Consider the following 25,797-nt stretch of genomic DNA (forward strand, 5'->3'; position numbering starts at 1 on the left):
TTTTGGGAAGGCTCCGTGCTCTTTTATGGATAGACTACACTTTGAGTTGCGTTCTCTTATATAAAACGGGTATTGCCGCTGCTATAAGGATCACACCCATAAAAGCAGGCGCGGCATGGCCAAGTGACACATAGATTTGACCTCCGATGATAGGCCCGATCATTCTTGCCAGAGCCTGAATAGACTGGCTCCCTCCTTGAATCCTTCCTTGTTCGCTCGAATCGGCAGATTTGGAGAGCATCCCATTGAAAGAAGGCCCGAAGACTGAATCGCCAAAACCAAATATAAACATTCCAGCGATAAAAAGAGGATAGCATGCGAACAAAGCAGATAGCGCAAACAGACTGTAGCCGATCATCTCCGAGACCATTCCAAGAATGGCTATCTGTTCATCACTGAACCTTTTCAAAAGCTTTGGCATGATGAGACCTTGGGAAATGATATCCTGGAAGCCCATGATTGAGAACATAAGGCCGATTAGTGCAGGCTTCCAACTGAAAGTATCCATTGTAAATTGTGAAAAAACAGCCTGTAAAGATCCGTTCGGAATCCAGAGCAGGAATGCTGAGATAAGCAGCCTGCTTAAGTTCTTCATGGAAAGTATGCTTGCAAGCTGTATAAATGGATTCAGTCTTACTAGGGTAATCTCTTTCAATCTGTTATTCTTGCCAAGGCTCTCCGGCATTAAGAAGAATCCATAGGCAACATTCAACAAAGTGATTACGGCTCCAAAGTACATAGGTACAGAATAACCAAACTTGGCAAGTAACCCGCCCAGAGTTGGGCCGATAACGGTGCCTACTCCTACAACCGCACTTACCCACCCAAAGTATTTGGTTCTCTGCTCCGGAGGAATGATGTCAGCAAAATAGGCGAAGATCGTGCTTATGCTGCCGCCGGTTACACCTTCAATTATCCGTCCGGCAAACAGTACCCATAGAGCTCCTCCTATGCCAAAAACCAAGTACCCGACTGCGGAACCGAAAAGGCAAATCAAGAGCAACGGACGACGGCCATATTTATCGCTCAGGGCTCCAAGTACGGGGGCAGCAAAAAATACGCAGAGTGCATAAACAGAGGTCAGCAGCGTAACAACTATAGCTTGTTCTCCAGGATTACTTGTATAAGGCTTTACTAAGAATGGGACGACAGGTGCTATGATACTGAAGCCTATTCCGCAAAGAAAAACAGAAATAAGACCGAATATTAATGCGTGCTTATCTACGGTTTGTTCAGTTTTCTGTTCATTGTGTGAGCTGAATTTGGACACTTAAGTTCTCCCCTTAAAAGCTATCGTTTTATTTCCTAGGAAACAAATTCATCGTATTACATTTTTGTTTCCTAGTCAACAATAAAATAGCCGTAAAAAAGCAGCCCGTTCTCCATAGAACCCGGCTGCCTGTGGTTTGATTTTCAGTATTCAAATTTATTCCGGCCTCGTATCTGCACCCAGTTTTTTTATTTCTGCATCCAGATGCCTATTATACCTATCCATGAAAATAAGCATACTGTCAAATTGCTCCTCAGTTACTTGCTCAAATACGGCTTTATCCCGCTCTCGAAACTCTTGGTGCAGTTCCTCATGGATTTTGTTAATTTTTTTTCCCTGCTCAGTAAGTCTAAAGTAGATTTCTTTATTGTTATCCGGTTTCTGGTAGCTTTCAATAAGGCCTTTATTCATGAGCTTCTTCGTTATTTTACTTATGGCACCTCTAGTCATATACAAGGACTCCGCAAGTTTTGTCACGTTGGAATCTGTATTTCTTTCAATGTATTCGATACAGTGTACTTCAGAAGACTTATGGCCCTTAAGACTGTCTTCCATCTTATCCTTATTAAGCCAAACCATCTTATTAAATAAGTCCCTGAAACCCGTTAAGACCTGTTCTTCTTTGTTCATGGTCTGTCCTCCCACCCGCTTGTGCATCAACAATATAACTCTACCTTACCAAAAACAAAAACAGAGTGATAGTCCTGCTCTCACCCCGAAATTTATTAATGCTTATATATAAAAAATAGACCGCCCTGACTTGGGACGGTCTTATTTCTGTCTGTATACACCCTCTAGGCCATCGCCGATGCGGAACTCTCGAGCGAAGCTTTCCAGGCTCGCAGCATTTGCAGGTCCTGCGGCAGGAATTCCTCCAGCATATGGCTGAGTCCAAGATAGAGCGGGCTATCCGTTGCCGCATTCAGGCGCTCGCAGAACTGCGGCGTCCATTTCAGCAGATGCTCCTCCAGGAACTGCTCCTGGATCTCCAGCAGGTCCATGGCACTGCGGATCGAGAAGCTGTTGTACAGCATACGCTCATGCAGCACAGCCATGAATTCCAGCTCAATGGAGATATGATCATCGGCTTCACCGCCGCATTTCTTGAATACAATTCCCGCCGAGGCATACACATCCGATAGCACGTTGCAGAATTCTTCCTCACGGCCAAGCTCCGCTGCTTCGCGCGCCACAATAGTACTGGCCGCACGTTCATTCATCAGGCGCATGTATTCACGGTTCTCCCGCTCACATATCTGCGGCAGCGCTGAAGGCTCCTGACTGCAAAGGTAGCGTTTGAGCTCCCGTCCGCCTTCCGTCATCTCGGCTGCGACACTGATCTGGCGGTTGCGGCTCCACTGGGCGACCAGAGACAGACTGGGCTTTCGTCCATAAAAGTCCACTAAAAGTTGATATATTAATCCCCGGCTTTCCAGCCAACGAGTGAATGCCTCCGGCACGACAAGCGATGGAACAGTGGTTATAGTCATTTTGCAAATCCTCCCTATTGGTTTGCCGGGCGCTTATCGCCTATAGCATGTAAGGCGCGCGTTATCCGGTCTCCTGGCTCTGTTCTTCGCAAAAAGTGAGTGAATGTAAACGAACAATTCTTCTGCACCTAGATTATATCGGAATTAGGAAGCGCTTTCGGTGAGCATTTTATGACCATTCCCTTAAATTGTCGTACTTCTGTCAAAATTGGGCTTTGCCATTTGGGTTTCGTCACATATTATTTAGGTTGTCTGTTTCTATTCATAAACAACAGGCGTCCCCCTCTACCACTTTCATTTACGATACATGCCACAGCCATGGTGCATTGACGTGGACGCTAACATTCCTTAAAATTTAAACCAAGTGGAAACGGCTTCTGTCCTTATATGGACGACATCCGTTTCAACTTTAAAATACGACGCTGAAGGGAGCACCTATGGAACCGTTGACGGACCCTTTTGGACGATTGCATGATTATATGCGCATTTCGGTTACAGACCGCTGCAACCTGCGCTGCATTTATTGTATGCCTGCGGAAGGAATGCAATTCCAGCCCCAGGACGAGATTATGAGTTACGAAGAAATTACCGCAGTGGTGGAAGCGCTGGCCCCTCTGGGGTTACGCAAGGTCCGGCTAACCGGAGGCGAACCTCTGGTCCGCAAGGATTTGGATAAGCTGGTCTCCATGATTGCCTCCATCCCGGGCATTGAAGATATATCACTTACGACCAACGGCCTGATGCTTCCCGCCAAAGCCGCTCTGCTCAAGCAGGCGGGCTTGTCACGTGTGAACATTAGCCTGGATTCACTTCAGCAGGACCGCTTCGCCATGATTACACGCGGCGGAGAAGTCGCCAAGGTGCTGAAAGGGATTGAAGCCGCAGAGGCGGCAGAACTCTCCCCGATTAAGCTCAATGTGGTGCTGATGAAAGGCATCAATGATGATGAGATCAAGGACTTCATCTCGCTGACCCTGAACAGCCCGCTGAATGTACGGTTCATAGAATATATGCCCATCGGCAGCGCAAGCGATGCCTGGCGTCAGACGTATCTGCCGCTGGAAAGGGTAATTGAAGCCTGCAATGAGGCAGGCTGGGCTACTGAAGAAGCAGACATGCCCTCGGGCAATGGCCCCTCCCAGAACCGGCGGGTGGTCGGTGCGCGCGGAACCTTCGGGCTGATCCATCCGGTAAGCGAGCACTTCTGCGACAATTGCAACCGCCTGCGCCTTACGGCAGACGGACACATTAAGGCCTGTCTCTACTGGGCAGATGAGTACAATGTACGCCCTCTGACCAGTGATCCTGCAGCCGTACAAGCCTTATTCCGCCAGGCCTTGGGCAACAAGCCGCATAACCACGAAATGGCGCTCGCCCTGGAGCGCAAAATACAAAGCCATACCCCAACCGCGAGACGCATGTCGCAAATCGGCGGGTAGCGGCCAGACAACGTCAAATAACCGGCCGTGCGATCCTTCTCAGGATGGCACGGCCGGTTTGTTATGCAATACTTATGCACTCAGACCTTCCTTTACGGATTCCGTATTTGCATTCCACGTTAAATATTAATTTCAAAATCCACCAAAATCTTGCCTTTAATCACGTTGCGCTCATTATCGACTTCAGCAGTGAAGTCCACGCTGCGCATGGCTATTTCTTTGCCCCCAAAGCGTCTGCGGGATAAATAGTAGGTAGCCAGTTCACTGCGGAACCGGGCATGATGATCATCGTTGATCTGCTTATTGCGTTTGGTAAAGATACCGGAGTATCTCCGATAAGGAATATAAGCCGAAAAACGCTGCAAGATGTGGTCCACATCCCATTGATAACGATTGGCCGTCTGCACAATTCTGAACAAGGCCGTAAAGATCTCATTTTCCCTTGTCGAAACAAAATTCACATATTCATCTAGTACATCCTGCTGTCCATCCATTAAGCGAAGCAAATAAGTATTTGCCGTTCCCCACTCCTTGAATTGGATTACAATTCGATTAACATCTTCTCCTTCCTCCTGTATCCAGCTCCCATCTGTGTAAAGTGGCACCAGCTCCAGAGCAGTCTTGTAATCTCCTTGCTCCTCATAGATGCAGGAACGCATAAGTTGAGCGTATAGAATATAAAAATATAACGGTCTTTCTAATACTTTTGTAGTGCTATTCTCTTGGTCTGCTCGACTGCGCAGCTTATATTGAATGGAAGCAAGCCGGTGCAATTCCTGTGTCCATTCCTCTACTTTCTCCCAATTATGCAGCGAATAATGTATATGTACCAATTGTTTGATGGCATCCAGCTGATAGGCCTCATCCAGCCGAGTCACATAGCTTTCAAATAAAGTGGCCGCTATCAAGTTACGCTGAGGATCATCACCCAAAGCCATTAGAAATAAACGATATTGGCAGAGTGCCAGCCGCTCCGAATGCTGGTATTTCTCGCTGACAGCCACATTCTCATAGAGAATAGCAGCCGACTGCTGTAATTCCTGCTGGAATAGTTCTTCCGCAAGTTCAAACAGCAGAGGTGCATAGATGAGATTATCCAGCAAGCTACGCGCCAACCGCTCAATGCAATCCAGACGTTCAAGCTGTGCGGAACGCAAAATAAAAGGCCGAATCCGCCGCCATGTCGGTGCCGAAAGATACAGACATTCTTCCACATATTTAGTGAAAAAGTAATCCTCTGCTAATCCCAGTGTTCGGGTAATGCGTTCAAGATGGCTCATGGCCATCGCCTGTTGACCTTTCATGATTCGGCTAAGTGTTCCGGAATGGATCCCGCTGAGTAGTGCGAACCTGTTAATCGACAGGCCCTTTTGGGTTAGGTATGCCCATAGCTCATCGCGGATTGTAACTGTCTGCTCCAATTCTATACCACCTTTATTTAGGACTTATATTCAGGAAATTTACATCCTCTATTGGCAAGGTCGTTATCTACATAGTGAAAAAATCCACTTAAGCGGATGGACATCTCTGTTTCATATGAATATGACTGTAATTGTTCAGCAGCTTGTCCAGTTCTACCGATTGCCGAAGCACCTCAGGGTGGCTAAAACCACCATACTGCATTTGCTTCTGATGAAGCTTGCGTCTTGCCCGCTCGATACGAATTCTAGTGAATACAGCATTATTCATACAGGTCTCGCCTCCTTGTGTAATATTTTAGGTAATTATGTAAAAATATAAATTATTACCAGGGTTGCATTGCCTTAATAATTTACCGTGATAAAGACTTTTTAAAGGGTTGTCCATAAAAAAAGACGCCCCTGATTAACGGGGACGTCACTTATGTATTACTTTTTATGGCTCATTCTCATCAACAGCACCGTGGAAAAGTGATTAGAATTTCCATATAGATTATCAAGCATATAAGCTGAATTAAAAACCCCCAGCACCATGCCCCAATGTTTGAAACAAAGGCTCATTGGTATTGACCGTTACTCCAGTGCCGGGTTCCCCATAAGCCAATGGTGCAATAAGTAGGAGTGCCAAACTAAACAAAACTAGAAATACTCTCCCTCTTCTTTTCATTATGATCCCGCACCTCACTAATCAGATTTTTATACTGTTTTGTTTCTTCATCACTAGCTTTATCTCGGTACTGTTCAAATAAATCCACACACTTTATAACGTTGCTCTCACAGTTAATCTTAAAAGAAAAGTCCATACTATGTAGTATGGCCTGAATCCCTAGGCAATTCTTATTACACAAATAATAACTCGCCAACTCAGTAAGAAACTGAGCATATTGATCAGCCGTCAATTGTTTATTATAATCGCCAAAAACAGTAGTGTACCTTCTATATGAAAGGTATGAGGAAAATCGATCAAGGATATAGTCGATATTCCAGCTGTAACGATTAGCAGCTTGTACTATTCTAAATAAAGCAATAAAAACTTCATTATCTCTAATCGAAATATAGTCTACATATTCATCTAGTACTCCCTCATCGCCATTCATTATGCGGTACAAATATGTGTTTGCTATTGCCCATTCTTTAAATTGGTTAACTATTTGCTTGGCTTCATTTGTACTTTCTTTTATCCAACTTCCATCAGCATACTTGGATACAAATCCTAGCGCAGCTACATAATCCTCATTTTCTTCGCAGACAAACGATTGAAGGAGATAAGAATATAAAATGTAACCATAGATAGGTCTTGTTGGTTGTTTTCGCATTCCCCATTTCCTATCCAATTTATACTGTAGCTCGTACTGGATGGAGGCAATACGAAGCAATTCTTTGGCAAGTTCCTCCACTTTGTGCCACCGACGAAGTGAACTATAGACATGCGCCAAATCTTTTAAAGCATCCAACTGATCCGCCTCATCCAGTCTGGGAACATAAGGTTCGAACAGCGTCGCTGCACGCAGATTCTCACTCTGGTCATCCCCAAGCGCGATCCGGAACAAACGATACTGGCATACCGCCAGGCGTTCGGAATACTGGTATTTCTCGCTGGCGCTCACATTCTCGTACAAGATTGCTGCCGCCTTCCACTGACCATGCTCAAACAGTCCCTCGGCTACGTCGAATAACGTTGGCACATTGCTGAGATTATCGAGCAGAATCTGGACCATTCGTTCAATGCAATCCATGCGTCCAAGCTCTGCACACCTGATCATGAATGGCCGCAGCCGCCGCCAGGTGGGTGCCGAATGATAGAAGCATTCATCTACATACAGGCTAAAAAAGTGATCCTCCACCTCCCCTATTCCTTTGGTAATCAGCTCCAGGTGACTCATTGCGATAGGCTGATGCCCTTTGACAATCCGGCTCAGTGTTCCGGAATTAATGCCGGATCTGTCCGCAAACTGATTAATAGACATGCCTTGTTCAGATAAATAACTCGCTAGCTGATCTCGAATCGTGGCTGTAGCCTCCATGGAAACACCGCCTTTCGAATTCCAAAAAATAGGATTTTTCTTTGATATCTGTAATACTATGTGATAATATTCCACCGGTCAATAGACTAGATTAGTATAAAAAGTGAACAGAACAAAATATTTTAAAATTAAGGCAACCCAGTTGCCATTTCCCAATGAAACAAGGATTAGCATGTCAAAATGATCTCCACAGCTGTACTCCCATGTACACCGCAATGCCCCAAATCAGCAAAGCTGAAGCGGTATTCAGCAGCCGGATCATCCTGCCTGAGGAATCAGTTCTGCCAAGCAACCGTCCGGCTGCCGCCAGGCTCAGAAACCATATCCAGGAGACGCCGGCTGTGGCGGCCGCAAAAGCCCAGCGTTCAGCGCCGGTATATTGCAGGGAATTAGTGCCGATGACCCCCACTGTATCCAGTAGCGCATGCGGGTTCAGCAAAGACACCGAGAGGGCGTAGGCCACTTGGCCTTTCAGAGACAGCATTCGGGCCTCTCCCTCCGACGGAGCTGCATTCCAGATTTTCCAGCCCATGATGCATAGAAATAGAATTCCCGCACCATACACGATTGGCGTCACCCACTCCACAGACAGCAAAATGAGCGAAATCCCGCCAACGGCAGCAGCAATCAGCAGTGTGTCGCATACGGCTGCCGTAAGAACCACAGGCAAGGCTCTGCGGAACCGGGACTGAAGCGCCCCTTGGTTAAACACAAATATATTCTGTACGCCCAGCGGCAAAATAAGCCCGAAGGCCAATATTATTCCATGTACTACTGCTTCCCACATTAATCTGTTCCTCCCAGTCTGCTTGCGGGCTATGATTGGGTTCCGCCGCATTCCTGATAGTACCCCGTATGAACGGGATACGTAACCAGCCAAGTCCTCCAATTGTCACCCAACCAAACTAAGGAAGGCAGGACAACGGTGGTATACTTCAAATAAAAGAACCCTTCCTAAATCAGCTTAGGTAAATAACTCTCCAAAAGGAGCTGGGCTTGTGACAGAAAAACATTGTACGGAACAAAGCCCCGGCAAGCGATGGACACCGGACCCGGCATCCCCGCTACCGCTGCACAGGCAAATCTCCAATTATCTCATGGATAAAATCAGCAGTGGGGCTTGGCCGCCCGGCATGCGGCTGGCCCCTCAGCGCGAGCTCTGCCGCCAGCTGGGTGTGAACCGCAGCACGGTCGTAACCGCACTGGGCCAGCTATCAGCGCTGGGGCTGATTGAGGGCAGGCGGGGCGGCGGGACCCGGGTGGCTGATGTACGGGCAGCCGCAGGCGGAGCGGTCTCATCTGCTGATGCGGTAAGAACAGATCTATTGCAAGTGCCGTCTGCCGGAAGCTGGAATGCTTACGTTGAAGAGGGCGTACACTACCCTAATCTGCCTACGGTACAGGACATCAACCGCCTGGAATATGAGCAGGGGCTGATCCGCCTCGGCACCGGAGAGCCGGCACCGGAGCTGCTGCCCGGCTCGGCCATGACCCGTGTGCTGGCCGAACTCTCACGGCAGACCCTGCCTCCCCTCTCCTATGAGGAGCCCCTTGGCAGCGCCGGACTACGGAGAGCGGTAAGCCGCGAGCTGGAGAAGAATGGCATACAAGCTGATTCCGACTCCATTCTGATCACTTCCGGAGCACTTCAGGGGCTGCAGCTGATTGCGGTTGGCCTTTTGCCGCGCGGGTCCACTATCCTGCTGGAGAAGCCGTCCTATCTCTATTCCATTCATGCCTTCCAATCCGCTGGCGTGAAGTTCAGCGGCCTGCCTATGGATGAGCAGGGGCTGCAAATGGACGGGCTGGCCCGGGAAGCCCGCCGGTCCAAGGCAGCTATGCTGTACAGCATCCCGTCCTTTCATAATCCAACAGGAGTGCTGATGGACGCGAAGCGGAGGCAGGAACTCATGGAGGTAACGGGTCAGCTTGGCCTCCCGATCCTGGAGGACGGAGCCTATCAGGAGCTCTGGCTCGATACACCTCCGCCTCCACCGCTAAAAGCACTGGACCGCGAAGGCAGAGTACTGCATCTCGGCACCCTCTCCAAAGCAGCCAGCCCCGGGCTGCGCATCGGCTGGATCGTCGGCCCGGAGCCCGTCGTGCGGCGGCTGGCTGACATTAAGATGCAGACCGATTACGGAGCCAGCTCGCTATCACAGCTGGCCGCCGCCCGGTGGCTGGAGGGCGGCTATCACGAGGAGCATCTCCAGCTTCTGCGGGCCCGGCTTCGGCAACGGCGGGATGCCGTGCTGCATCTGCTACAGCGCCATTTTACCGGACTGGCTGCATGGAATGTTCCGGCGGGCGGCTTCTACATCTGGCTATCCCTGGACAAGCCGGTACCGCTGCGGACGCTGTTCCGCATGGCCCATAAAACAGGGCTGTTACTGAACACAGGCGATCTGTATGACCGTGGTGACAGCCGCCATCTGCGGTTGTCCTATGTCTACGCCTCGCCTGCCGAACTTGAGCTTGGCCTCCCACTGCTAGCCGGACTGATCCGCAAGCTGCAGCAGGCGGGTGTTTGAGCAGCGCAACGAGCAAACGGCTAAGTTGTCCTTAACCTGGACAGCTTAGCCGTTTTTAAGTAAGTTACAGCGATGTCAGCCGTTCCCGTTCGCATAATGAAGGAATAGCATACTTGCCTGACACAAATAAAGACCGGCCCTGTGTAATAAACAGGAACGGCCTTTGTTTGTCATCTAGATCGAGAGCGCTGCAAGCAGCTTATAGATTGCTGCTGCGGCCTCCGCACGGGTGGCTGTCTTGTCCGGGCGGAAGGTATTATCTTCGAAGCCGCCCAGAATTCCGGCTGCGATTCCGGCTTTCACCGATGCCTGCGCCCATGCCGGGATCGCTGATTGATCGGCAAGGACAATGCCGCTGCCCGTAAGTGTGGCGGAGCCGGTGCTTAAGGCATTGGCAAGCATCACCGACATTTCGGCGCGGGTAATCTTCTCCGAGCCTCTAAATACGGCTTGGCCCCCAGATGCATGGCCTTGGATGATCCCGGATTCTACAGCTGCCGCTACATCGCCAGCCGCCCAAGCAGGAATGCTGCCCTGGTCAGCGAATTCAGCGGCACTGCCGGATGCTTTCAGTCCCAGCGCCCTGACGATAATGGAAGCGAACTGTGCTCTGGTGACCGATTCATTCGGGCGGAAGCTTTGGTCTTCGAAGCCCTTCATGACGCCCATCCCGATCAGACGGTCTGTATACTCTGTTACCCAGTGGTTGCTCAGATCTGTGAGCGCCAGAGGCTGATAATTCATTACAGTATAGGTCGCGAAGCGGTTAGCATTTGCGGTGATCGTCCCATCCGGATTGGAGGTGCCCCCCACGTAAATCCAGTTGCCGCTCTGCTCATTGTAATAATATACAGCTGCTTTATGGCCGGATGTGACCTCCCCCTGATCATAGGCGAGGGATAATGACACCGGCTTGCTGAGCTTGCTTTCTCTGCTTGCAGCGAATGCCACCGCTGGGCTTAAGGACTTGAGCTGCCCTGCGGCCGGTGCTTCATTTGCTGCCAGAGCTTTTAGTGTAAGCGTGGCATTTGCAGGTAATGCTCCTGCCGGAACAGAGAAGCTCGCCACACCTTGAAGTGATCCTGTAGCGACCTGCTGTGCCGCTACCTCAACCTTTACCTCTACAACAGGAGGTTTCTCTACAGTTGTGGCAGGCGGAGTAGTAACCGGACTGATGGTCGTACCTCCACCGCTACCATTACCATTACCGGTGTTGGAAGGTGGTGCTGTTACCACTACCGTCCGAACCACTTCAAGGGCTGCATTCCCGGCCAGATCATTGGCATTGTAACGCAGTGTATAGGTTCCCGGAGTCAGGGTTTCTACTGTTCCAGTTACTGTTACCTGTCCCGCAATGCCCAGCTTATCAGTAATCTCCGTACCCGGATCTACGAAGCTGGTCCCTTGGGCAAGGGTCAGGCTGCTGCCGCCCTTCAGAGAAATCACAGGCGCGGTCCGGTCAATATTTACCGCAAGCGGCAGTGAGGCTGTATTCCCCAATGTATCCACCGCTTGAAGCTCCAACTGGTGCTTGCCTTCTGCAGTAAGCTTGATAGATTGACCTTTCTCATACGGCTGACCTTCCCCACCATCCAAACGAACCTTAAAGGATACCATACTGCCCGGAATATACACATTAGCATATACACTTGCAGTTACATTCTGGTTCGTCCATGCACCGCTAAGATAGGCATGTCCATCCGCCGTTTGCAGAGTGCCGTGGAGCGCAAGCGGAGTCGCGCTGACATCGCCGCTAAGCCTAACTTCGAAGGTCTTTACTTCTGCGGCATTCCCGCGCCGAATCGTTGCGGTCAGGGTCAGCTTCGTGTCTTGCTGCGGACGATAAGCAAGCTTCCCGCCGTTTGTCATCAGCAGCGGACTTGAGCTCTCCCAGCTGATGTTTGTACCCTGTTCCCCCGCTGCAGGGAGGTACAGATCGCTTTTTACAGCACTTGTGTCTCCGATCGTCAGCTTCTCTTTGGCGAGCAGCACAGCTTCAGCGTCTGTGTAATCCATAGCTTTTATAGTAAGATCGAACGTCTTCACTTCTTTCTCATTTCCGCGGCTTGCTGTTGCCTTCAGCGATACTGAAGCATCGGGCTGTCCTGCTGCCGGACGGGCAATATGACCCACCCCATCCCGGGTGCTCAACACTTCTGTATTACTGCTCTCCCACTTCACCAGTGCGCCATGCTTGCCGCCCTCAGGAAGCTTCAGATCGGCGGTCACCGCCGTTGTATTTCCAAGGTCCAGCGACGCTAAAGTATCATCCACTGCCTGCTTGTCGCTGTACGGTACCACATCAACGAAGATCGGATTGGAATAGAACCACAGATCCTGATAGTTGCGCTTGTTGATCTCAGCAAACCGGGTCGCGTTGTCCACGGTAAGATTTTTCACATCCAGCAGAGGTTCACCGTCACTGGTCTCGCCGGGAACATTGACTCCCAGGTTCGTGCCTCTCAAGCGGTAATAACGGTCCTTGTCCGCGGCGCCCAGCTTGTAGGTAATGACGTTATAGCCCTCCGCATCCGTAGTCCAGTCCTTACTTGTGAATCGGGCCACAACCTTCGTGCTCTCATTCGTCGCTTTGTTATACTCCGGCGTGCCTGGTACGGCCTTGCCGCTTACTTCACCGGAAATCAGATCCACATGATCCACCTGAACCGGATCACCGTTATTATTTTTGTCAGGGCTTTTAAATCGGATCGTCAACTCCAAGTTGTCCCCCTCGGTTATTTCCAGTTCACCGCCTGTTTCTTCCTTCTTCCCGTCAGCAGCCAGTTTGAAATCTAGAGCGTTGATCAGATCGCCGAACACGGAGAAGGATTTGCCCGACCGCATGCCGTCAACCACTGCTTGGATGTCAGAACCGTCCACCCACGTATAGTTCCTGGAGTATTCTCCCGGCCAGTAGCCGCTGGAGTATTTGTTGTCCCGGCTTGTTTTGAAATGGAAATCGGAGTTGGCAAAATTCCAGAATCTGCGGCCCTCGCCGAGCAGCGCATCCCAGAAGCCTCCGACCTTAGCGACTTTCACATCCGTGCCTCCATAGACGTCAACGGTTTCACCACGGTCCGGCGCCATCTGATTGCCGAGCATCCCTTCCAGGCCAAAAACGACATGCGGGTCAATATTGTTGAAGTCACGCACATCGGCAATTTTGATCTCTGCACTGCTGCCATTTTTCCGCGAAGGATGGTTAATCAGGAGGTAGCTCTCAGGATAATGGTTACTCAGCCACTGAATCCCGGTCCGGGTATCTGCTTTGGTAGAATAAGCCCTGCTGTCTGACGCACTCCACGCCGCCACATCCGCCGCGCTGAACAGCTTCGCATCACGGTTCGTAAATAAATATTCGAATTGGTTAATGGCCTTCAGTGCTGCCTCCGAGCCGGGCTCGTCCGTAACGATGCCAACTGCGGCATGATCGTACTGCGGCATATCCCATTCAAATCCGGAGAAAATGATTTTACCGGCGTATTTGCCCTCTGCCTGCAGCTGCTTAATTACCGGCGTCTGGTAGGCTGCTATCCCTTGAGACAAGGGAATCGAGCCGCCAGGCAGTGCAGTGCCTGCATCATCACGGTCGGATACACGCAGGTGATCTGCCAGAAACAGCCAATCCAGTCCATTCTTATCAAAAGCATTACCCAGCACATCCTTAAGGGATTCCTGGGCATCATTGGATTCATAGGTATGGGCATGATATTCGCCCGACATCCATTTCCCTGTACTAACGGAAGCCGCAGGTTCCTGCGGGGTCAAGGTTTCTGCAGGCGAGCCGTAGGCCAGTGGTATGGACAAGCTTTGCCACATAAGCGCTGCAGCAAGTGATGTGGACAAATAGAAACAGAGATTTCTTTTCTTCAACATGTGTTCCTCCAATATTCTTAAAATTACATGCAATCTGTATTAAGAATAGAGGGTGAATGTAAAGCGATGTCGAAATTTGTTGAACACTTTTGTAATCTCAAATCATTTATCAAATGACATATAATATTATTTGTCATTTGATAAAATCAATGTTATGCTGTGTACCAGAGGAGGGTGAGCTCATGAACAAGGCAAGTTCATTTCTGAGTAAAACGGAGATTATGGATGCCGCAGAACAGACGCTGCGAAGATTCGGGCCTGATAAGACCTCGGTAACCGATGTAGCCAAGCTGCTTGGTGTCAGCCACGGCACCCTGTACCGCCATTTCCCCAGCAAAGCGGCACTGAGGGAAGCAGTTACGGAACGCTGGCTGGAAGAGCAGATCGTTGTCCCGCTGGACCAGATTGTGAATGCCCCGGCAGAGAATGCGCTAGCGCAGTTAAGAATATATATCGCCCGGCTGATCGAGCTGAAGCGTCACTATGCCGAACAGGACAGTGAAATGTTCAAGATGTACACGGATGTTACGATGGAAGCCGCTGAGCTGATCCAGCTGCACATTCAGCGGATTATAGATCAGATGAGCATCCTTATTGACAGAGGGGTACAGCAGAACCGGATTACACAGAGTACCGAAAAGGGGGTTCTCGCCCGCACGATTTTTTATGCTACATCCAGGTTTCACCATCCGGCTCATGCCTATGAATGGCAGAGTGCAAGCACCAGGCAGGACTTCGATCAGCTATGGCTGCTTCTGGAACAGGGCCTTACCGCTTCAGTTCATTAAGTAAATCCATATCACATTCTGGGAGGAATATATAATGAGTCAGTCCCTGCAAGGCAAGGTTGCGATTGTTACCGGGTCGTCAAGAGGCATAGGACGTACTGTCGCGGAGAGATTAGCGGAAGAGGGGGCCTCGGTAGTCATCAACTATTCAAGCAGCCCGAAACAGGCGGAAGAGGTGGTACAGGGCATCCAAGCCAAAGGCGGAACCGCCGCTGCGGTTCAGGCCGATATCAGCAAGCCCGCACAGATTGAACAGCTGTACAAGGATACAAAAGCCTTGTTCGGACAAATCGATATTGTGGTCAACAACGCAGGAATTATGATCAACAGCCTGATCGGGGAGGCTACCGAAGAGCAGTTCGACAAGCAGTTCGCCATTAATGTCAAAGGAACCTACTTCTCTTGCCAGCAGGCCTTCTTGCACCTGGAACAGGGCGGGCGGATCATCAACTTCTCCACTTCAGTTAATGGGCAGATGTTCCCGGCCTACAGCATCTATGCCGGAACCAAAGGCGCCGTGGAGCAGTTCACCCGCCAGCTGGCCAAGGAGTTCGGCAGCAAAGGCATCACTATCAACGCGGTTGCGCCCGGTCCTGTCGCCACAGACTTGTTCCTGGAGGGCAAATCCGAAGCTCAGCTTGAGGGTCTGAAGAAGATGAATGCCTTCGGACGTCTGGGCCAGCCGGACGACATCGCCGGTGTCGTCAGCTTCCTCGCCGGAGCACAGTCCGGGTGGGTTACCGGCCAGACGCTCCGCGTGAACGGCGGATTTATCTAAGCTTCAGCGGCAAGGCCACTACACAAGCCGTCCCCTCTCCGGGACGGCTTGTGATGGTTATGGTGCCATCGTGAAGATCCACGATTTTTTTGACCAGAGACAAGCCAAGTCCGCTTCCGCCCCCACTGATGCTTCTGGCCTGGTCCACCTTATAGAAACGTTCAAAAATACGGGGCAGCTCCTCCTCGGCAATGCCGATGCCAGTGTCTCTAATCTCAATTTCTATCCTGTTATCCAGCGTCTGCAGCCGGACCATAATCATTCCGCCCTTCGGGGTGAATTTGATGCTGTTATGCAGCAGGTTGGTCCATACCTGGCTCAGGAGATCCTTGACCGCTTCTACAGTGACCTCCTCCAGTTCAGCCTCGACATCAATGTTCTTGCCCAGCCACTGCGGCTCACAGGCCAGAATCATCTCCTGCAGCTGCTTATCCAGCCGGTAAGCCTTGCGTTCGAACGGAAAGCTCTCTGCTTCGAGTACCGACAGCTTCAGCAGATTGTCACTGAGTCCAGAGAGGCGGCTGCCTTCGGCTTCAATGATATCAAGATAATGCGCCCTGCTCTCCGCACTCAGCCCTTCATCCCTCAGCGCGCGGGCGAAGCCGCGAATGGAGGTGAGCGGAGACTGGATCTCATGGGAGACATTCGAGATGAAATCCTGGCGCATGGTTTCCATCCGGTTCAGCTCGCTGGCCATTTCGTTGATGCCTTCAACAATACTTCCAAATTGCCCATAGCGCCTGTCGTTCTCCAGCTCCACCTTGAAGTCCCCCTTGGAAATTTGCCGCATCGCTGTAATAATCGGGATATAGAAGGCTCGTTCGCCTCCTCTCAGGCGTCCGATCAGCCCCGCGATGCCAGCCAGCAGGAACAGGATGAGAAACTGCAGCACCATCGTCAGCAATTGAAACCTATAGGGTGTAAAAGACCATTTAAAATGCTTCTCGAGCAGCTTTAGCCCGAAATACCCGGCGTTCCAGGAAAGATAGAAGCCTGTGATGACCATGATCATCCCCATGACTGCTTTTACAATCTCTCCTGCTCTGCTTCTGCTCATTTATTTATCCACCTCCAGGCGGTAGCCGAGACCACGAACCGTGCGGATGGTAAAACCAAAGTCCTCCTGGGCAAACCGATCTCGCAGGCGGCCCACGTGCACATCCAGCGTGCGTTCATTCCCATCGAAATCATATCCCCAAATTTCTTCAATCAGCCGGTCACGCGTCAGCGTCTGCCCCGGATAGCTGGCCAGCTTGAACAGCAGCTCAAATTCCTTAAGCGGCAGCGTTATATTCCCCTGATCCGTGATGGCCTCGAAGGTTTTGCGGTTCATGCGCAGATGTCCTACCGCTACGCTCTGCGCGGCAGAAATCTGGTACCGTTTCAACAGCGCCTTGACCCGGGCAATCAGCACGGGAGGCTCGAACGGCTTGACCAGATAATCGTCGGTCCCCAGCTCGAAGCCCTTGACGATCTGCGAGGTTTCGCCTCTGGCCGTCAGCATCAGTATCGGAAATTCATAGCTTCTCCGCAGCTGCCGGCACAGCTCCCAGCCATCCATATTCGGCATCATGACATCAATAACCGCCAGATCCACACTGTTATCCTCAAGGACCTGCAGCGCCTCCACTCCATCAGAAGCGCCGTAGACCTCTTCCATGCCTTCAGCCCTCAAAAAGACTTCCACCAATTCGCGGATGTGCGGATCGTCGTCCACTACCAGAATTTTGGCCATATCCTGCTGAACCCTCCCCTTCTCCGCCGTCCGGAAGCTCCGGTGTATTCAGCTGCAGCTGCTGGTTAGCGAATTCCCGGTACAGCTCATGCTCTCTTAGCAGCTCCTCATGTGTTCCCCTGCCGGTAATCCGGCCCTTTTCCATAAAAATAATCTGGTCCGCATTCACTACAGTCGCCAGCCGGTGGGCAATGACAATCGTCGTCCGTCCCTTCATCAGGTTGGACAAAGCTTTTTGCACCACCGCTTCCGACTGGCTGTCGAGACTGGAGGTGGCTTCGTCGAGCATCAGAATCTTGGGATCGCGCAGCAGTGCCCGGGCAATGGCGATCCGCTGGCGCTGACCTCCGGACAGCTTCACCCCGCGTTCACCGACATCTGTATCATAACCCTGTGGCAGCTCGCTGATGAAGCCGTCGGCATAGGCCATCGCTGCCGCACGGCGCAGCTCATCCACACCAACCTCCCGGTTCAGACCATAAGCCAGGTTGTCGGCAATTGTGCCGGAGAGCAGCGGGCTTTCTTGAGATACGTAACCGATCAGCTTGCGCCAGGAACGAAGGGAGAAGGTGGACACCGGCTTCGAGCCCAGCTTGATCACTCCGCTCTGCGGTTCATAGAACCGTTCCAGCAGCGAGAAAAGAGTCGTTTTGCCGCCCCCGCTGGGTCCGACAATCGCCGTCACCTGTCCCGGCAGCATGGAGAAGCTTACCCCGCTGAGCACCGGTTCACCTGTTTTGTAACCAAAGCTTAAATCGTCGATCACGATAGGCTCTTCAGCCCCCTTGGCTTCCTCTACACCCTCGTAAATTTCTTCATCGGCCGCCAGGGTCTCAATGATCCGTTCGGAGGCGCCTTTGGCTTTTTGAATCTGGGTGAAGAACTGGGTCAGTTGGGTCAGCGGCATCACGATCTGAATTAAATACAGGATGAACGCGACCAGCTCCCCTGCCGTCAGGACACCTGAAGACACCTGCATTCCGCCGTAGCCGATAATCACTACCAGCAGCATCATGAATACGAAGGAGACGAGCGGGCTGATCATGGCGCTGATTTTGCCCTCACGGATACCGAAGGACAGCAGGTTCATGATTCCGGTACGCCCTGCTTCATATTCTTTTTGCTCCGCACCGGAGGATTTCACCAGCCGGATTTCAGACAAAACGCCGCTGAGTGTAGCGGTAAAGGACGCTGTTTCGTCCTGTGTGCCCTTGGATATTTTGTACATCTGCCGTCCCAGCGGAACCAGAATCAGTGCGGACAGCGGGAGTACCGTGAACAGCACCAGCGTCATTTGCCAGTTCAGATAGAGCAGTACAGCAATCGAGCCGACGATGGAGATCACTCCGGTGAACAGGCTCGCCAAATGCTCCGAAATCAGCGTCTTGATGATCCCGGTGTCATTCGTCATCCGGCTGACACTTTCTCCGGTACGGTTGTCATTGTAGTAAGCGACCGGAAGCACAAGAAATTTACGCCACAACCTGTCCCGCAAGCCTGCCACTGTCTTCTGACCGGCATAGTTCAGCAGGTAGATCGAGATTCCTCCAGCAAGGGTCTGGCCAATAAAAGCCCCCACAATACCGGCGATCTGCAGCTTGCTGATAGATGCCAGCGAGAACCCGTCGACCATGTTCTTGGTGAACATGGGAATCACAAGACCCACAAGAGTCGATATCATGCTAAGCGCAACAGCAAGAGTAAGCAGTCCATAGGAAGGTCTGGTGCCCTGCAATAGCTTCAAAAAAGGCCTCAAGGACGCACCCTGTTTCTTGTCAGGCTGATTAGTATTCATAGAAATTCCCCTTTCCAGCGGATTCATGCAATGACGTCGTCTGCCGTCTCTTCCGCCTTAATCACCACATTATCCTAGCCGTGTAAACTGAAGTTAAACGGCTGACTATTGTACAGAAGAATCATCCGGGTGAAGCGAGGCCAGCTTGACGGCGGCAGCATAGTCCTCCGGTGTGTTCATGTTCATCAGGGAAAACGCATGTGTTCGGGGGCCTTCCTCATAATCACTGTCCCGGACATAATGAACATCAAGTACATCCAGGAACTCCATTACCCGCAGTTGCCGCCGCGACAGGAATTTCTCCAGAATAGGGAGGATGCTCCGGTTATAGAGCGCGAGCAGCGGCTGAACTCGGCCTTCGGAGGTTACAGGAACAACGGCCTGTATATCCCCCCCTCCGTACGCAATCTCCAGCATATGCAAGAACAGCCCTTCCGAAGCAAAAGGCAGGTCACAGGCCAGTACAGCTACCCATTCCGTATGCGATCCCTGAAGTGCGGCATGCAGCCCGGCCAGCGGCCCGAGTCCCGGATAGATATCCGGGATCAACGGCAGGTGAAACATGCGGTAAGCCCCCCGTTCTTCTTCACCGCAAGCAATGACTACATGATCCGTTATGGAGGATAACCTGGCTGCGCTGTAAGCGATCAGCGGCTGTCCCTCCAGCATAAGCAGCGCTTTGTCGGCTCCCATACGCCGGGAGCGTCCTCCAGCCAAAATCACTCCTGTAATTCCCATATATATCCTCACTATTCCATGGATTTGGCAATGATTTTAACGCAGGTTTGTATCCCTTTTCAACAAGTGTTACAGTGGTAGAAGCAGCCTCTTCAAGGCTGTTGTGAATGAATGAAAGGCATCTGGCAGGAAAGGAGTGCCCAATTTTGCGGGAGAACCTTGATAAGCAGTTTTCCTTCACCTCATTGAAGTGGTACAACTTCTTCTTATATGGGACAATCGTCCTCTTCACCAGCTTCTTTCCACTATACCTGCAGGAAGTGGGTATGAACAAGCTGGAGATCGGGAGTTTAATGTCTGTTGGGGCGCTTGTCTCCATTATTGCCAATCCCTTCTGGGGCATTTGGACAGACCGGTATCAGAATATCCGCCGGATTGTTCTGCTGATGCTGACAGGGACGCTGGTGTTATCCCAGGTTGTGTTTCAGGCAAATACATATGAAATGATCTATGTCTCCATACTGTTCTTTTATTTCTTCCAGGGTCCGCTGTTTGCCGAGAGCAACACCATGATTCTGAGCTACATTGACGGTACAAGGCACCGCTTCAGCTCTTTCCGGCTGTGGGGATCGCTGGGTTGGGCGTTTACGGCTATTCTGGCCGGGCCGGTAATCGATTGGGGCGGGGTGTCCGTGCTGTCCTACCTATTTGCGGCGCTGCTCTGTGCAGCCATGATCTCTCTGATTGTCCTGCCCAGGCTCGATCATTCCATCGGCATTGCGCCGATGCCATTCAAGGGTTTCGGGCAGATCTTTTATCATCCGTTTTTTCTGAGCTTCATCTTCTTCGGAATTCTAGTCTCGATCCCCAATACGATGAACAACACCTTCGTGTCCCTGTATATCACGGAGCTTGGGGGCAGCAAAACCATGATCGGTCTGGCCGTGTTCCTCTCCTCGATTCTGGAGGTGGCTGTTCTGCTGTTGTGCGACCGTTACCTGAAACGCAGCATACCGGTACTGCTCGGCTGGCTGGCGCTGGTCAGCGCCCTGTTCGTCCTGCGCTGGTGGCTAATGGCCGATGCGACTACACCGCTGCAAGTGGCCTTTATACAAATCCTGCATTGCGTTACATTCGGGGGGTTCTTCTTTGTCGGCACCCGGCTGACCATGCTGCTGGTTCCGAAACCTTACCGTTCCTCGGGACAAGCGCTGTATACCCTGACCTGGAGCGGCCTCTCCGGGATTATGGGCGGTGTTCTCGGCGGCTGGCTATACCAGTATCTTGGCGCACAGAACATGTACCAATCCAGCGTCTTTCTGACGCTGATCGGAACCCTGGGATTCGGCGCGATGTGGCTGCTTGTCAGCCGCGGGGGCTATCATCCTCACGGCGGGCATCCGGACGAAGAACTAGAAGATCTTTGAACTAAAAAGTTGAAGCCTGAGTCTCAGGCCGTAAAAATCAGAAAAGCAGCGATCATCCAGTCCCTTGGCTGGATGATCGCTGCTTTTTATTTTTAGTCAACTGCTGCTCCTGCTCATCCAAAGGTATTTCTACCTTTGATTCGGCTCTACTTCACCTGTTTGGCTCATTCAAAGGTATTTCTACCTTTGATTCCGCCCTTCCGCCCCAAAGCAAAGGGGCTCCCCCGTCATTTCATGACTCCAGGCACCCCCTTGCGGCATTGCAGATGCTTCAGCCTTATTTGGCAGGCTGGAACGAGCTTTTGAGGGAAACGATAAGATTGAATACCAGGTGATCCGGTGCCGAATATTTGCTGTCCACGTTGAAGTATCCATGACGGAAGAACTGGAACTTGTCCTGCGCTACACTGTCCTTCAGCCCCGGCTCCACAAAGCCATGGAGGATCTCGATAGATTTCGGATTCAACTGATCCAGGAAGGTTGGTTCCGGCTTGTCGGCGGAAGACTCCATGCCTTCGACTTCAGCCTCCTGGTCCGCCTCCTCGGCGGAAATCAGTGGCTCGTAGAGGCGGAATTCTGCCGGCACAGCTTGGCTGGCATCCACCCAGTGCAGCGTTCCCTTTACCTTCCGGCCGGTGAAGCCGCTGCCGCTCTTGGTTTCCGGGTCGTACGTACAATGCAGCTCGACAACTTCGCCGTTCTCATCCTTGATGAAATCCGTACATTTGATGAAATAAGCATTCTTCAGGCGCACTTCATTGCCGGGGAACAGACGGAAATACTTGTTCGGCGGGTTCTCCATGAAGTCGTCACGCTCAATATAGATCTCACGGGAGAACGGAATTTGGCGGGTGCCCATGGCCTCATTCTCCACATTGTTCTCAATTTCGAACCATTCTGTTTGGCCTTCAGGATAGTTGGTAATGACCACCTTCAGTGGCCGCAGCACCGACATGGTCCGTGGTACCGTCAGCTTGAGATCCTCACGGATGAAGTGCTCCAGCATTTGCAGGTCCACCAGACCCTGGCTCTTAGAAATACCAGTCTCATGCACAAAGCTGCGGATCGCTTCCGGCGTATATCCACGGCGGCGGAGCCCGGAGATCGTCGGCATGCGCGGATCGTCCCAGCCGTCAACATGGCCTTCATCCACCAGCAGCTTCAGCTTGCGCTTACTCGTGACCGTCTGGGCGAGATTAAGGCGCCCGAATTCGTATTGATGCGGGGAAGCCGGCATTTCGCATTCGGCTACCACCCAGTCGTAGAATGGCCGCTGGTCCTCAAACTCCAGGGAGCAGAGCGAATGTGTCACATGCTCAATAGCATCCTCAAGCGGATGCGCAAAGGTGTACATCGGATAGATGCACCATGCATCGCCCGTATTATGATGATGAGAATGGGAAATCCGGTAAATGACCGGGTCGCGCAGGTTGATGTTAGGGGCGGACATGTCGATTTTGGCGCGCAGCACCTTTTCGCCATCCTTGAATTCCCCTGCCCGCATGCGGCGGAACAGATCCAGGTTCTCTTCGATTCCGCGCTCCCGGTACGGGCTGTTCACTCCCGGCTCGGTCAGCGTACCCCGATGCTCACGGATTTGCTCAGCTGTAAGGTCGTCCACGTAAGCTTTGCCTTTTTGAATCAGCAGCTCTGCTCTTTCGTACATTTCCCCGAAGTAATCCGAAGCAAAACGCAGCTCTTCCCATTCATAGCCGAGCCACTTCACATCCTCCTGAATAGAGTTCACGTATTCCGTATCCTCTTTGAGCGGATTGGTGTCGTCGAATCTCAGGTGGGTCTTGCCGCCGAATTCATCAGCCAGGGTAAAATTAATCCAGATCGCTTTGGCATGCCCGATATGTAAATAACCGTTCGGTTCCGGCGGGAAGCGGGTGACCACTTCCTTCACTTTTCCCGAGCTCAGATCTTCGGTAATGACATTCTTGATGAAATTGGAGGGTGTTCCACGGTTCTCCACAGTTATCAACCTTTCATTCTGTAATATTACTACTTCCTTGTATGAACATGTTTCCTACTAATATACCCGTTAACCGGGGAATGTTCAATAAAAGTCAAGAAGAAACGGCTGGGAGGTCCAGCTTCAGAGGCCTGTTTTTACGGGGTGCTTTGACTTATTTCACAGCTATGGAGTAGCATGAGGATTATGGGTGTATATATCTGTAAATCTAATAGAGGGGGACTCATTCATGAAGCCGATCAAGCTGCCCAAAGAACAGCGGGAGATCATTACCGGGAATATCCAGGCCTACTTCGAGGCCGAGCGCGGTGAAACTATCGGTCATCTGGCGGCGGACAGCCTGCTGGAATTCTTCCTGCAGGAGCTGGGCCCGGCGATTTATAACGGAGCACTGGGCGACTGCCGCACACTGGTAGGTGAGCGGATGCAATCGCTGGAGGAAGACATTTACGCATTGGAATGGAAGAAACGCTAATCCTTGTGCCGCAGAGGGGGTAGCCTCATGTTCAATTATGTCATTGATGAAGAGCTTACGCTGAAGCTGCTGATGCCTGAGCATGCACGCCACATGTTCGCGCTGGTGGAGCGCTCGCGCACCCGCCTCAGACAGTGGCTGCCTTGGGTTGACGGGGTGACGGAGCAGGCTCATCTGGAGACATTTATCAAAAATTCCGTAAAGCAGGCCAGTGAGAACGGCGGTTTCTCCGCCGGACTGTGGGTCCGGGGCGAGCTGGCCGGTATCATCGGATACCACGAGATTGACTGGCACAACCGCTCGGTCGGCATCGGTTACTGGCTCGGCGAAGGCTATGAAGGCAAAGGCTACATGACCAGCGCCTGCCGGGTCCTCGTGGATTACGCACTGCTCGAAATGGATCTGAACCGCGTCGAAATCCGCTGTGCCACCGGAAACCGGGCAAGCCGGGCCATACCTGAACGGCTGAGCTTCATATTCGAGGGAGTCATCCGCCAGGCGGAGAAGCTCCCGGCCGGCTATGTGAACCACGCTGTCTATGGCCTGCTGCGCAGTGAGTGGAAGCTGCTGGGGTGAGAAAGTGGAGTGGAGGCTGCTAGGACGGAAAGCAGTACGGAAAGTATAGGTGTCCTGATACAGTACGTGATGCGGAAAGAGCAGGTTTGGTGCTTCAGTACGCGGTACGGAAGGTGCAAGCTCGTTGGAATGAAAGGCCTATGCTTGGGTTTGAACCTAACTGCAATACCCAAACCCCCGGAGGATTCCCCCGGGGGTTTGATCTGCCTGGACACTTTTCAAATATTAAACCGTATGGACGGAATCCTTGCATACGCCGTGCATGATTAAAGCCGGACATTCGTCTTAAGCTCCGGCAATAACAGCACGGACGCTCTAGCTCTCCTCCGCATCCAGCCAGCCCTGGAATTTCGCCCGCGTCACAGCAGACAGGGTCTCCAGCCGGGCAAGCTCTGCCAAACCAGTCTTGACCTTGCGTCCGTGCTCCATGAGATAGAGCACCTGCTTGACGGGAAAGCTGCCCTCGCCGTTTTCCCGTTTGATGATTGGGTCGCCAGCGGCCACCTGACCCTCACGTAGTACACGGAAGTAGAAGCCGCTGTATCCGGTTTTCAACACCTGGGCCGGCATATCGGCGGGTCCGTGTTTTTGCGCCAGCTTGTAGCACGGAAAACGCGGCTGGCTAACCTGCAGCAGAGCCGAACCCATCTCGTACACATCGCCGATGCAGACCTCCGTCTCCAGCAGGCCGCTGGCTGTGATATTTTCGCCAAACGCAGAATACTCCAGCTTCTTGCCCAGCCACTCCTCCCAATAAGCATAATGCTCAAAGGGATACACGCACACTGCCTTATCGGGACCGCCGTGATTCACAAGGTCCGCTTGTCCGTCTCCGTCGAACCCTTCCGAATGAAGCTGCATCCTACCGGCTGCCGGCAGTTTGTAAATGCCTGTTTCCAGCGGTTTGCCCCTGTAATCCACGGTCTTGGGCTTGCCTACATTAAGCGAAATGACTTCCATTCGTATTCCCTCCAATCAGCTTGCAGCTCATAAAGACTTCATCTACATAACGTCCGCGGAGATAGAACTCCTCATGGAGACGGCCTTCTTCCACGAACCCGCATTTGCGGTAAAATGCAAGCGCAGGTTCGTTACAGGACAGCACACGCAGCCGCAATTTGCGAATTCCATTCTCTGCCGCATGGCTTTTGATCGCCTGGATCAGCTCGCGCCCAATACCCTGTCTCTGAAAACGGGGGTGAACGGCGATATTGACCTCACACACATGGCGGTTACTCTCCATACCGCTGGGACAACCAAAGCCAACATAGCCGCACAATTCTCCATCCTGCAGAGCCACCAGCTGCGAACCGGGAGGGGCATGCATCAGATAATCCTCGCGCGAGCGCCACATTAACGGTCCGGGTGTTGTATCCTCGGTCCAGATCATATTATCAAGAACAATCAGCTCCCGGGCATCCTTGATTTCCGAGGGCCGGATTGTAAAGGCATCCCTGTTCAGTTGTTGCATCGCTTTTACACCCCTTGCCTTACTCTATTCACCCGGAAACGGGCTACC

General features: G+C 51.7%; 22 protein-coding genes. 7 read left to right on the forward strand and 15 right to left on the reverse strand.

Going from position 1 to position 25,797, the window contains the following annotated elements; all coding sequences use genetic code 11:
• Nucleotides 1–34: 34 nt before the first annotated feature.
• The 3 genes from ACTJKB_RS11795 to ACTJKB_RS11805 all read right to left on the reverse strand — a co-directional run bounded on the left by ACTJKB_RS11795 (nucleotide 35) and on the right by ACTJKB_RS11805 (nucleotide 2,760).
• A complete protein-coding gene (locus tag ACTJKB_RS11795; RefSeq protein ID WP_440834152.1) occupies nucleotides 35–1,270 on the reverse strand; it encodes an MFS transporter in 1,236 nt (411 codons plus the stop codon).
• 156 nt (nucleotides 1,271–1,426) lie between these two features.
• Nucleotides 1,427–1,900 (reverse strand): MarR family transcriptional regulator, encoded by a 474-nt coding sequence (locus ACTJKB_RS11800; RefSeq protein WP_440834154.1) that lies wholly within the window; start codon nucleotides 1,898–1,900, stop codon nucleotides 1,427–1,429.
• A 164-nt stretch (nucleotides 1,901–2,064) separates the two neighbouring features.
• Nucleotides 2,065–2,760 carry a TorD/DmsD family molecular chaperone gene (locus tag ACTJKB_RS11805; RefSeq protein WP_074087346.1) on the reverse strand — a complete coding sequence of 232 codons (696 nt, stop codon included), beginning with the start codon at nucleotides 2,758–2,760 and terminating at the stop codon, nucleotides 2,065–2,067.
• Nucleotides 2,761–3,197: 437 nt separating this feature from the next.
• Here ACTJKB_RS11805 and moaA point away from each other — a divergent pair, with 437 nt between their 5' ends.
• Nucleotides 3,198–4,199, forward strand: coding sequence for a GTP 3',8-cyclase MoaA (moaA, locus tag ACTJKB_RS11810; RefSeq protein ID WP_440834156.1), 1,002 nt, complete (start codon nucleotides 3,198–3,200; stop codon nucleotides 4,197–4,199).
• A 119-nt stretch (nucleotides 4,200–4,318) separates the two neighbouring features.
• On the opposite strand, the gene ACTJKB_RS11815 is transcribed toward moaA, so the two are convergent.
• The 4 genes from ACTJKB_RS11815 to ACTJKB_RS11830 form a co-directional block, all read right to left on the reverse strand.
• A complete protein-coding gene (locus ACTJKB_RS11815; RefSeq protein WP_440834158.1) occupies nucleotides 4,319–5,620 on the reverse strand; it encodes a helix-turn-helix domain-containing protein in 1,302 nt (433 codons plus the stop codon).
• An 88-nt stretch (nucleotides 5,621–5,708) separates the two neighbouring features.
• Complete coding sequence (locus ACTJKB_RS11820) at nucleotides 5,709–5,888, reverse strand: Spo0E family sporulation regulatory protein-aspartic acid phosphatase (RefSeq protein ID WP_440834160.1); 180 nt, start codon at nucleotides 5,886–5,888, stop codon at nucleotides 5,709–5,711.
• A 358-nt stretch (nucleotides 5,889–6,246) separates the two neighbouring features.
• On the reverse strand, nucleotides 6,247–7,641 hold the full coding sequence (locus tag ACTJKB_RS11825) for a helix-turn-helix domain-containing protein (RefSeq protein ID WP_440834162.1): 1,395 nt from the start codon (nucleotides 7,639–7,641) through the stop codon (nucleotides 6,247–6,249).
• A 175-nt stretch (nucleotides 7,642–7,816) separates the two neighbouring features.
• Nucleotides 7,817–8,428 (reverse strand): LysE/ArgO family amino acid transporter, encoded by a 612-nt coding sequence (locus tag ACTJKB_RS11830; RefSeq protein ID WP_440834163.1) that lies wholly within the window; start codon nucleotides 8,426–8,428, stop codon nucleotides 7,817–7,819.
• A 211-nt stretch (nucleotides 8,429–8,639) separates the two neighbouring features.
• Here ACTJKB_RS11830 and ACTJKB_RS11835 point away from each other — a divergent pair, with 211 nt between their 5' ends.
• On the forward strand, nucleotides 8,640–10,172 hold the full coding sequence (locus tag ACTJKB_RS11835; protein ID WP_440834165.1) for a PLP-dependent aminotransferase family protein: 1,533 nt from the start codon (nucleotides 8,640–8,642) through the stop codon (nucleotides 10,170–10,172).
• Between the two features lie 174 nt (nucleotides 10,173–10,346).
• Here ACTJKB_RS11835 and ACTJKB_RS11840 read toward each other — a convergent pair whose 3' ends face one another.
• Nucleotides 10,347–14,048, reverse strand: coding sequence for an immunoglobulin-like domain-containing protein (locus ACTJKB_RS11840; RefSeq protein WP_440834166.1), 3,702 nt, complete (start codon nucleotides 14,046–14,048; stop codon nucleotides 10,347–10,349).
• Nucleotides 14,049–14,230: 182 nt separating this feature from the next.
• Between ACTJKB_RS11840 and ACTJKB_RS11845 the strand changes: the two genes are divergently transcribed.
• Nucleotides 14,231–14,836 (forward strand): TetR family transcriptional regulator, encoded by a 606-nt coding sequence (locus ACTJKB_RS11845; protein WP_440834168.1) that lies wholly within the window; start codon nucleotides 14,231–14,233, stop codon nucleotides 14,834–14,836.
• Nucleotides 14,837–14,870: 34 nt separating this feature from the next.
• Nucleotides 14,871–15,614 (forward strand): SDR family oxidoreductase, encoded by a 744-nt coding sequence (locus ACTJKB_RS11850; protein ID WP_440834169.1) that lies wholly within the window; start codon nucleotides 14,871–14,873, stop codon nucleotides 15,612–15,614.
• Here ACTJKB_RS11850 and ACTJKB_RS11855 read toward each other — a convergent pair.
• From ACTJKB_RS11855 to mobA, 4 genes are all read right to left on the reverse strand, one after another.
• Nucleotides 15,607–16,671, reverse strand: coding sequence for a sensor histidine kinase (locus ACTJKB_RS11855; protein WP_440834170.1), 1,065 nt, complete (start codon nucleotides 16,669–16,671; stop codon nucleotides 15,607–15,609). The genes ACTJKB_RS11850 and ACTJKB_RS11855 overlap by 8 nt on opposite strands.
• Nucleotides 16,672–17,349, reverse strand: a complete 678-nt coding sequence (locus ACTJKB_RS11860) for a response regulator transcription factor (protein ID WP_440834171.1) — start codon at nucleotides 17,347–17,349, stop codon at nucleotides 16,672–16,674.
• The gene (locus ACTJKB_RS11865) at nucleotides 17,279–19,144 is read right to left on the reverse strand and encodes an ABC transporter ATP-binding protein (RefSeq protein WP_440834173.1); all 1,866 of its coding nucleotides are present in this window, start codon (nucleotides 19,142–19,144) and stop codon (nucleotides 17,279–17,281) included. Before ACTJKB_RS11865 ends, ACTJKB_RS11860 begins: the two co-directional genes overlap by 71 nt.
• 105 nt (nucleotides 19,145–19,249) lie before the next feature.
• Entirely contained in the window at nucleotides 19,250–19,882 is a 633-nt protein-coding gene (gene mobA / locus ACTJKB_RS11870; protein WP_440834174.1) for a molybdenum cofactor guanylyltransferase, read from the reverse strand.
• A 107-nt stretch (nucleotides 19,883–19,989) separates the two neighbouring features.
• On the opposite strand from mobA, the gene ACTJKB_RS11875 reads away from it, so the two are divergent.
• Nucleotides 19,990–21,249 carry an MFS transporter gene (locus ACTJKB_RS11875; RefSeq protein WP_440834175.1) on the forward strand — a complete coding sequence of 420 codons (1,260 nt, stop codon included), beginning with the start codon at nucleotides 19,990–19,992 and terminating at the stop codon, nucleotides 21,247–21,249.
• Between the two features lie 277 nt (nucleotides 21,250–21,526).
• Here the strand turns inward: ACTJKB_RS11875 and ACTJKB_RS11880 are convergent, their stop codons facing one another.
• Entirely contained in the window at nucleotides 21,527–23,227 is a 1,701-nt protein-coding gene (locus ACTJKB_RS11880; RefSeq protein ID WP_440834744.1) for a glutamine--tRNA ligase/YqeY domain fusion protein, read from the reverse strand.
• A gap of 229 nt (nucleotides 23,228–23,456) precedes the next feature.
• Here ACTJKB_RS11880 and ACTJKB_RS11885 point away from each other — a divergent pair, with 229 nt between their 5' ends.
• Both ACTJKB_RS11885 and ACTJKB_RS11890 read left to right on the forward strand, forming a co-directional pair.
• Entirely contained in the window at nucleotides 23,457–23,702 is a 246-nt protein-coding gene (locus ACTJKB_RS11885; protein WP_440834177.1) for a DUF2164 domain-containing protein, read from the forward strand.
• Between the two features lie 27 nt (nucleotides 23,703–23,729).
• Nucleotides 23,730–24,278: a GNAT family N-acetyltransferase gene (locus ACTJKB_RS11890; protein WP_440834178.1), complete on the forward strand. Its 549-nt coding sequence runs from the start codon at nucleotides 23,730–23,732 to the stop codon at nucleotides 24,276–24,278.
• Nucleotides 24,279–24,593: 315 nt separating this feature from the next.
• Here the strand turns inward: ACTJKB_RS11890 and ACTJKB_RS11895 are convergent, their stop codons facing one another.
• Nucleotides 24,594–25,253 (reverse strand): MOSC domain-containing protein, encoded by a 660-nt coding sequence (locus ACTJKB_RS11895; protein ID WP_440834180.1) that lies wholly within the window; start codon nucleotides 25,251–25,253, stop codon nucleotides 24,594–24,596.
• On the reverse strand, nucleotides 25,219–25,749 hold the full coding sequence (locus tag ACTJKB_RS11900) for an N-acetyltransferase family protein (RefSeq protein ID WP_440834182.1): 531 nt from the start codon (nucleotides 25,747–25,749) through the stop codon (nucleotides 25,219–25,221). Before ACTJKB_RS11900 ends, ACTJKB_RS11895 begins: the two co-directional genes overlap by 35 nt.
• Nucleotides 25,750–25,797 lie beyond the last annotated feature (48 nt).

The organism is Paenibacillus sp. 22594 (assembly GCF_052044425.1).
Classification (GTDB): domain Bacteria; phylum Bacillota; class Bacilli; order Paenibacillales; family Paenibacillaceae; genus Paenibacillus_AQ.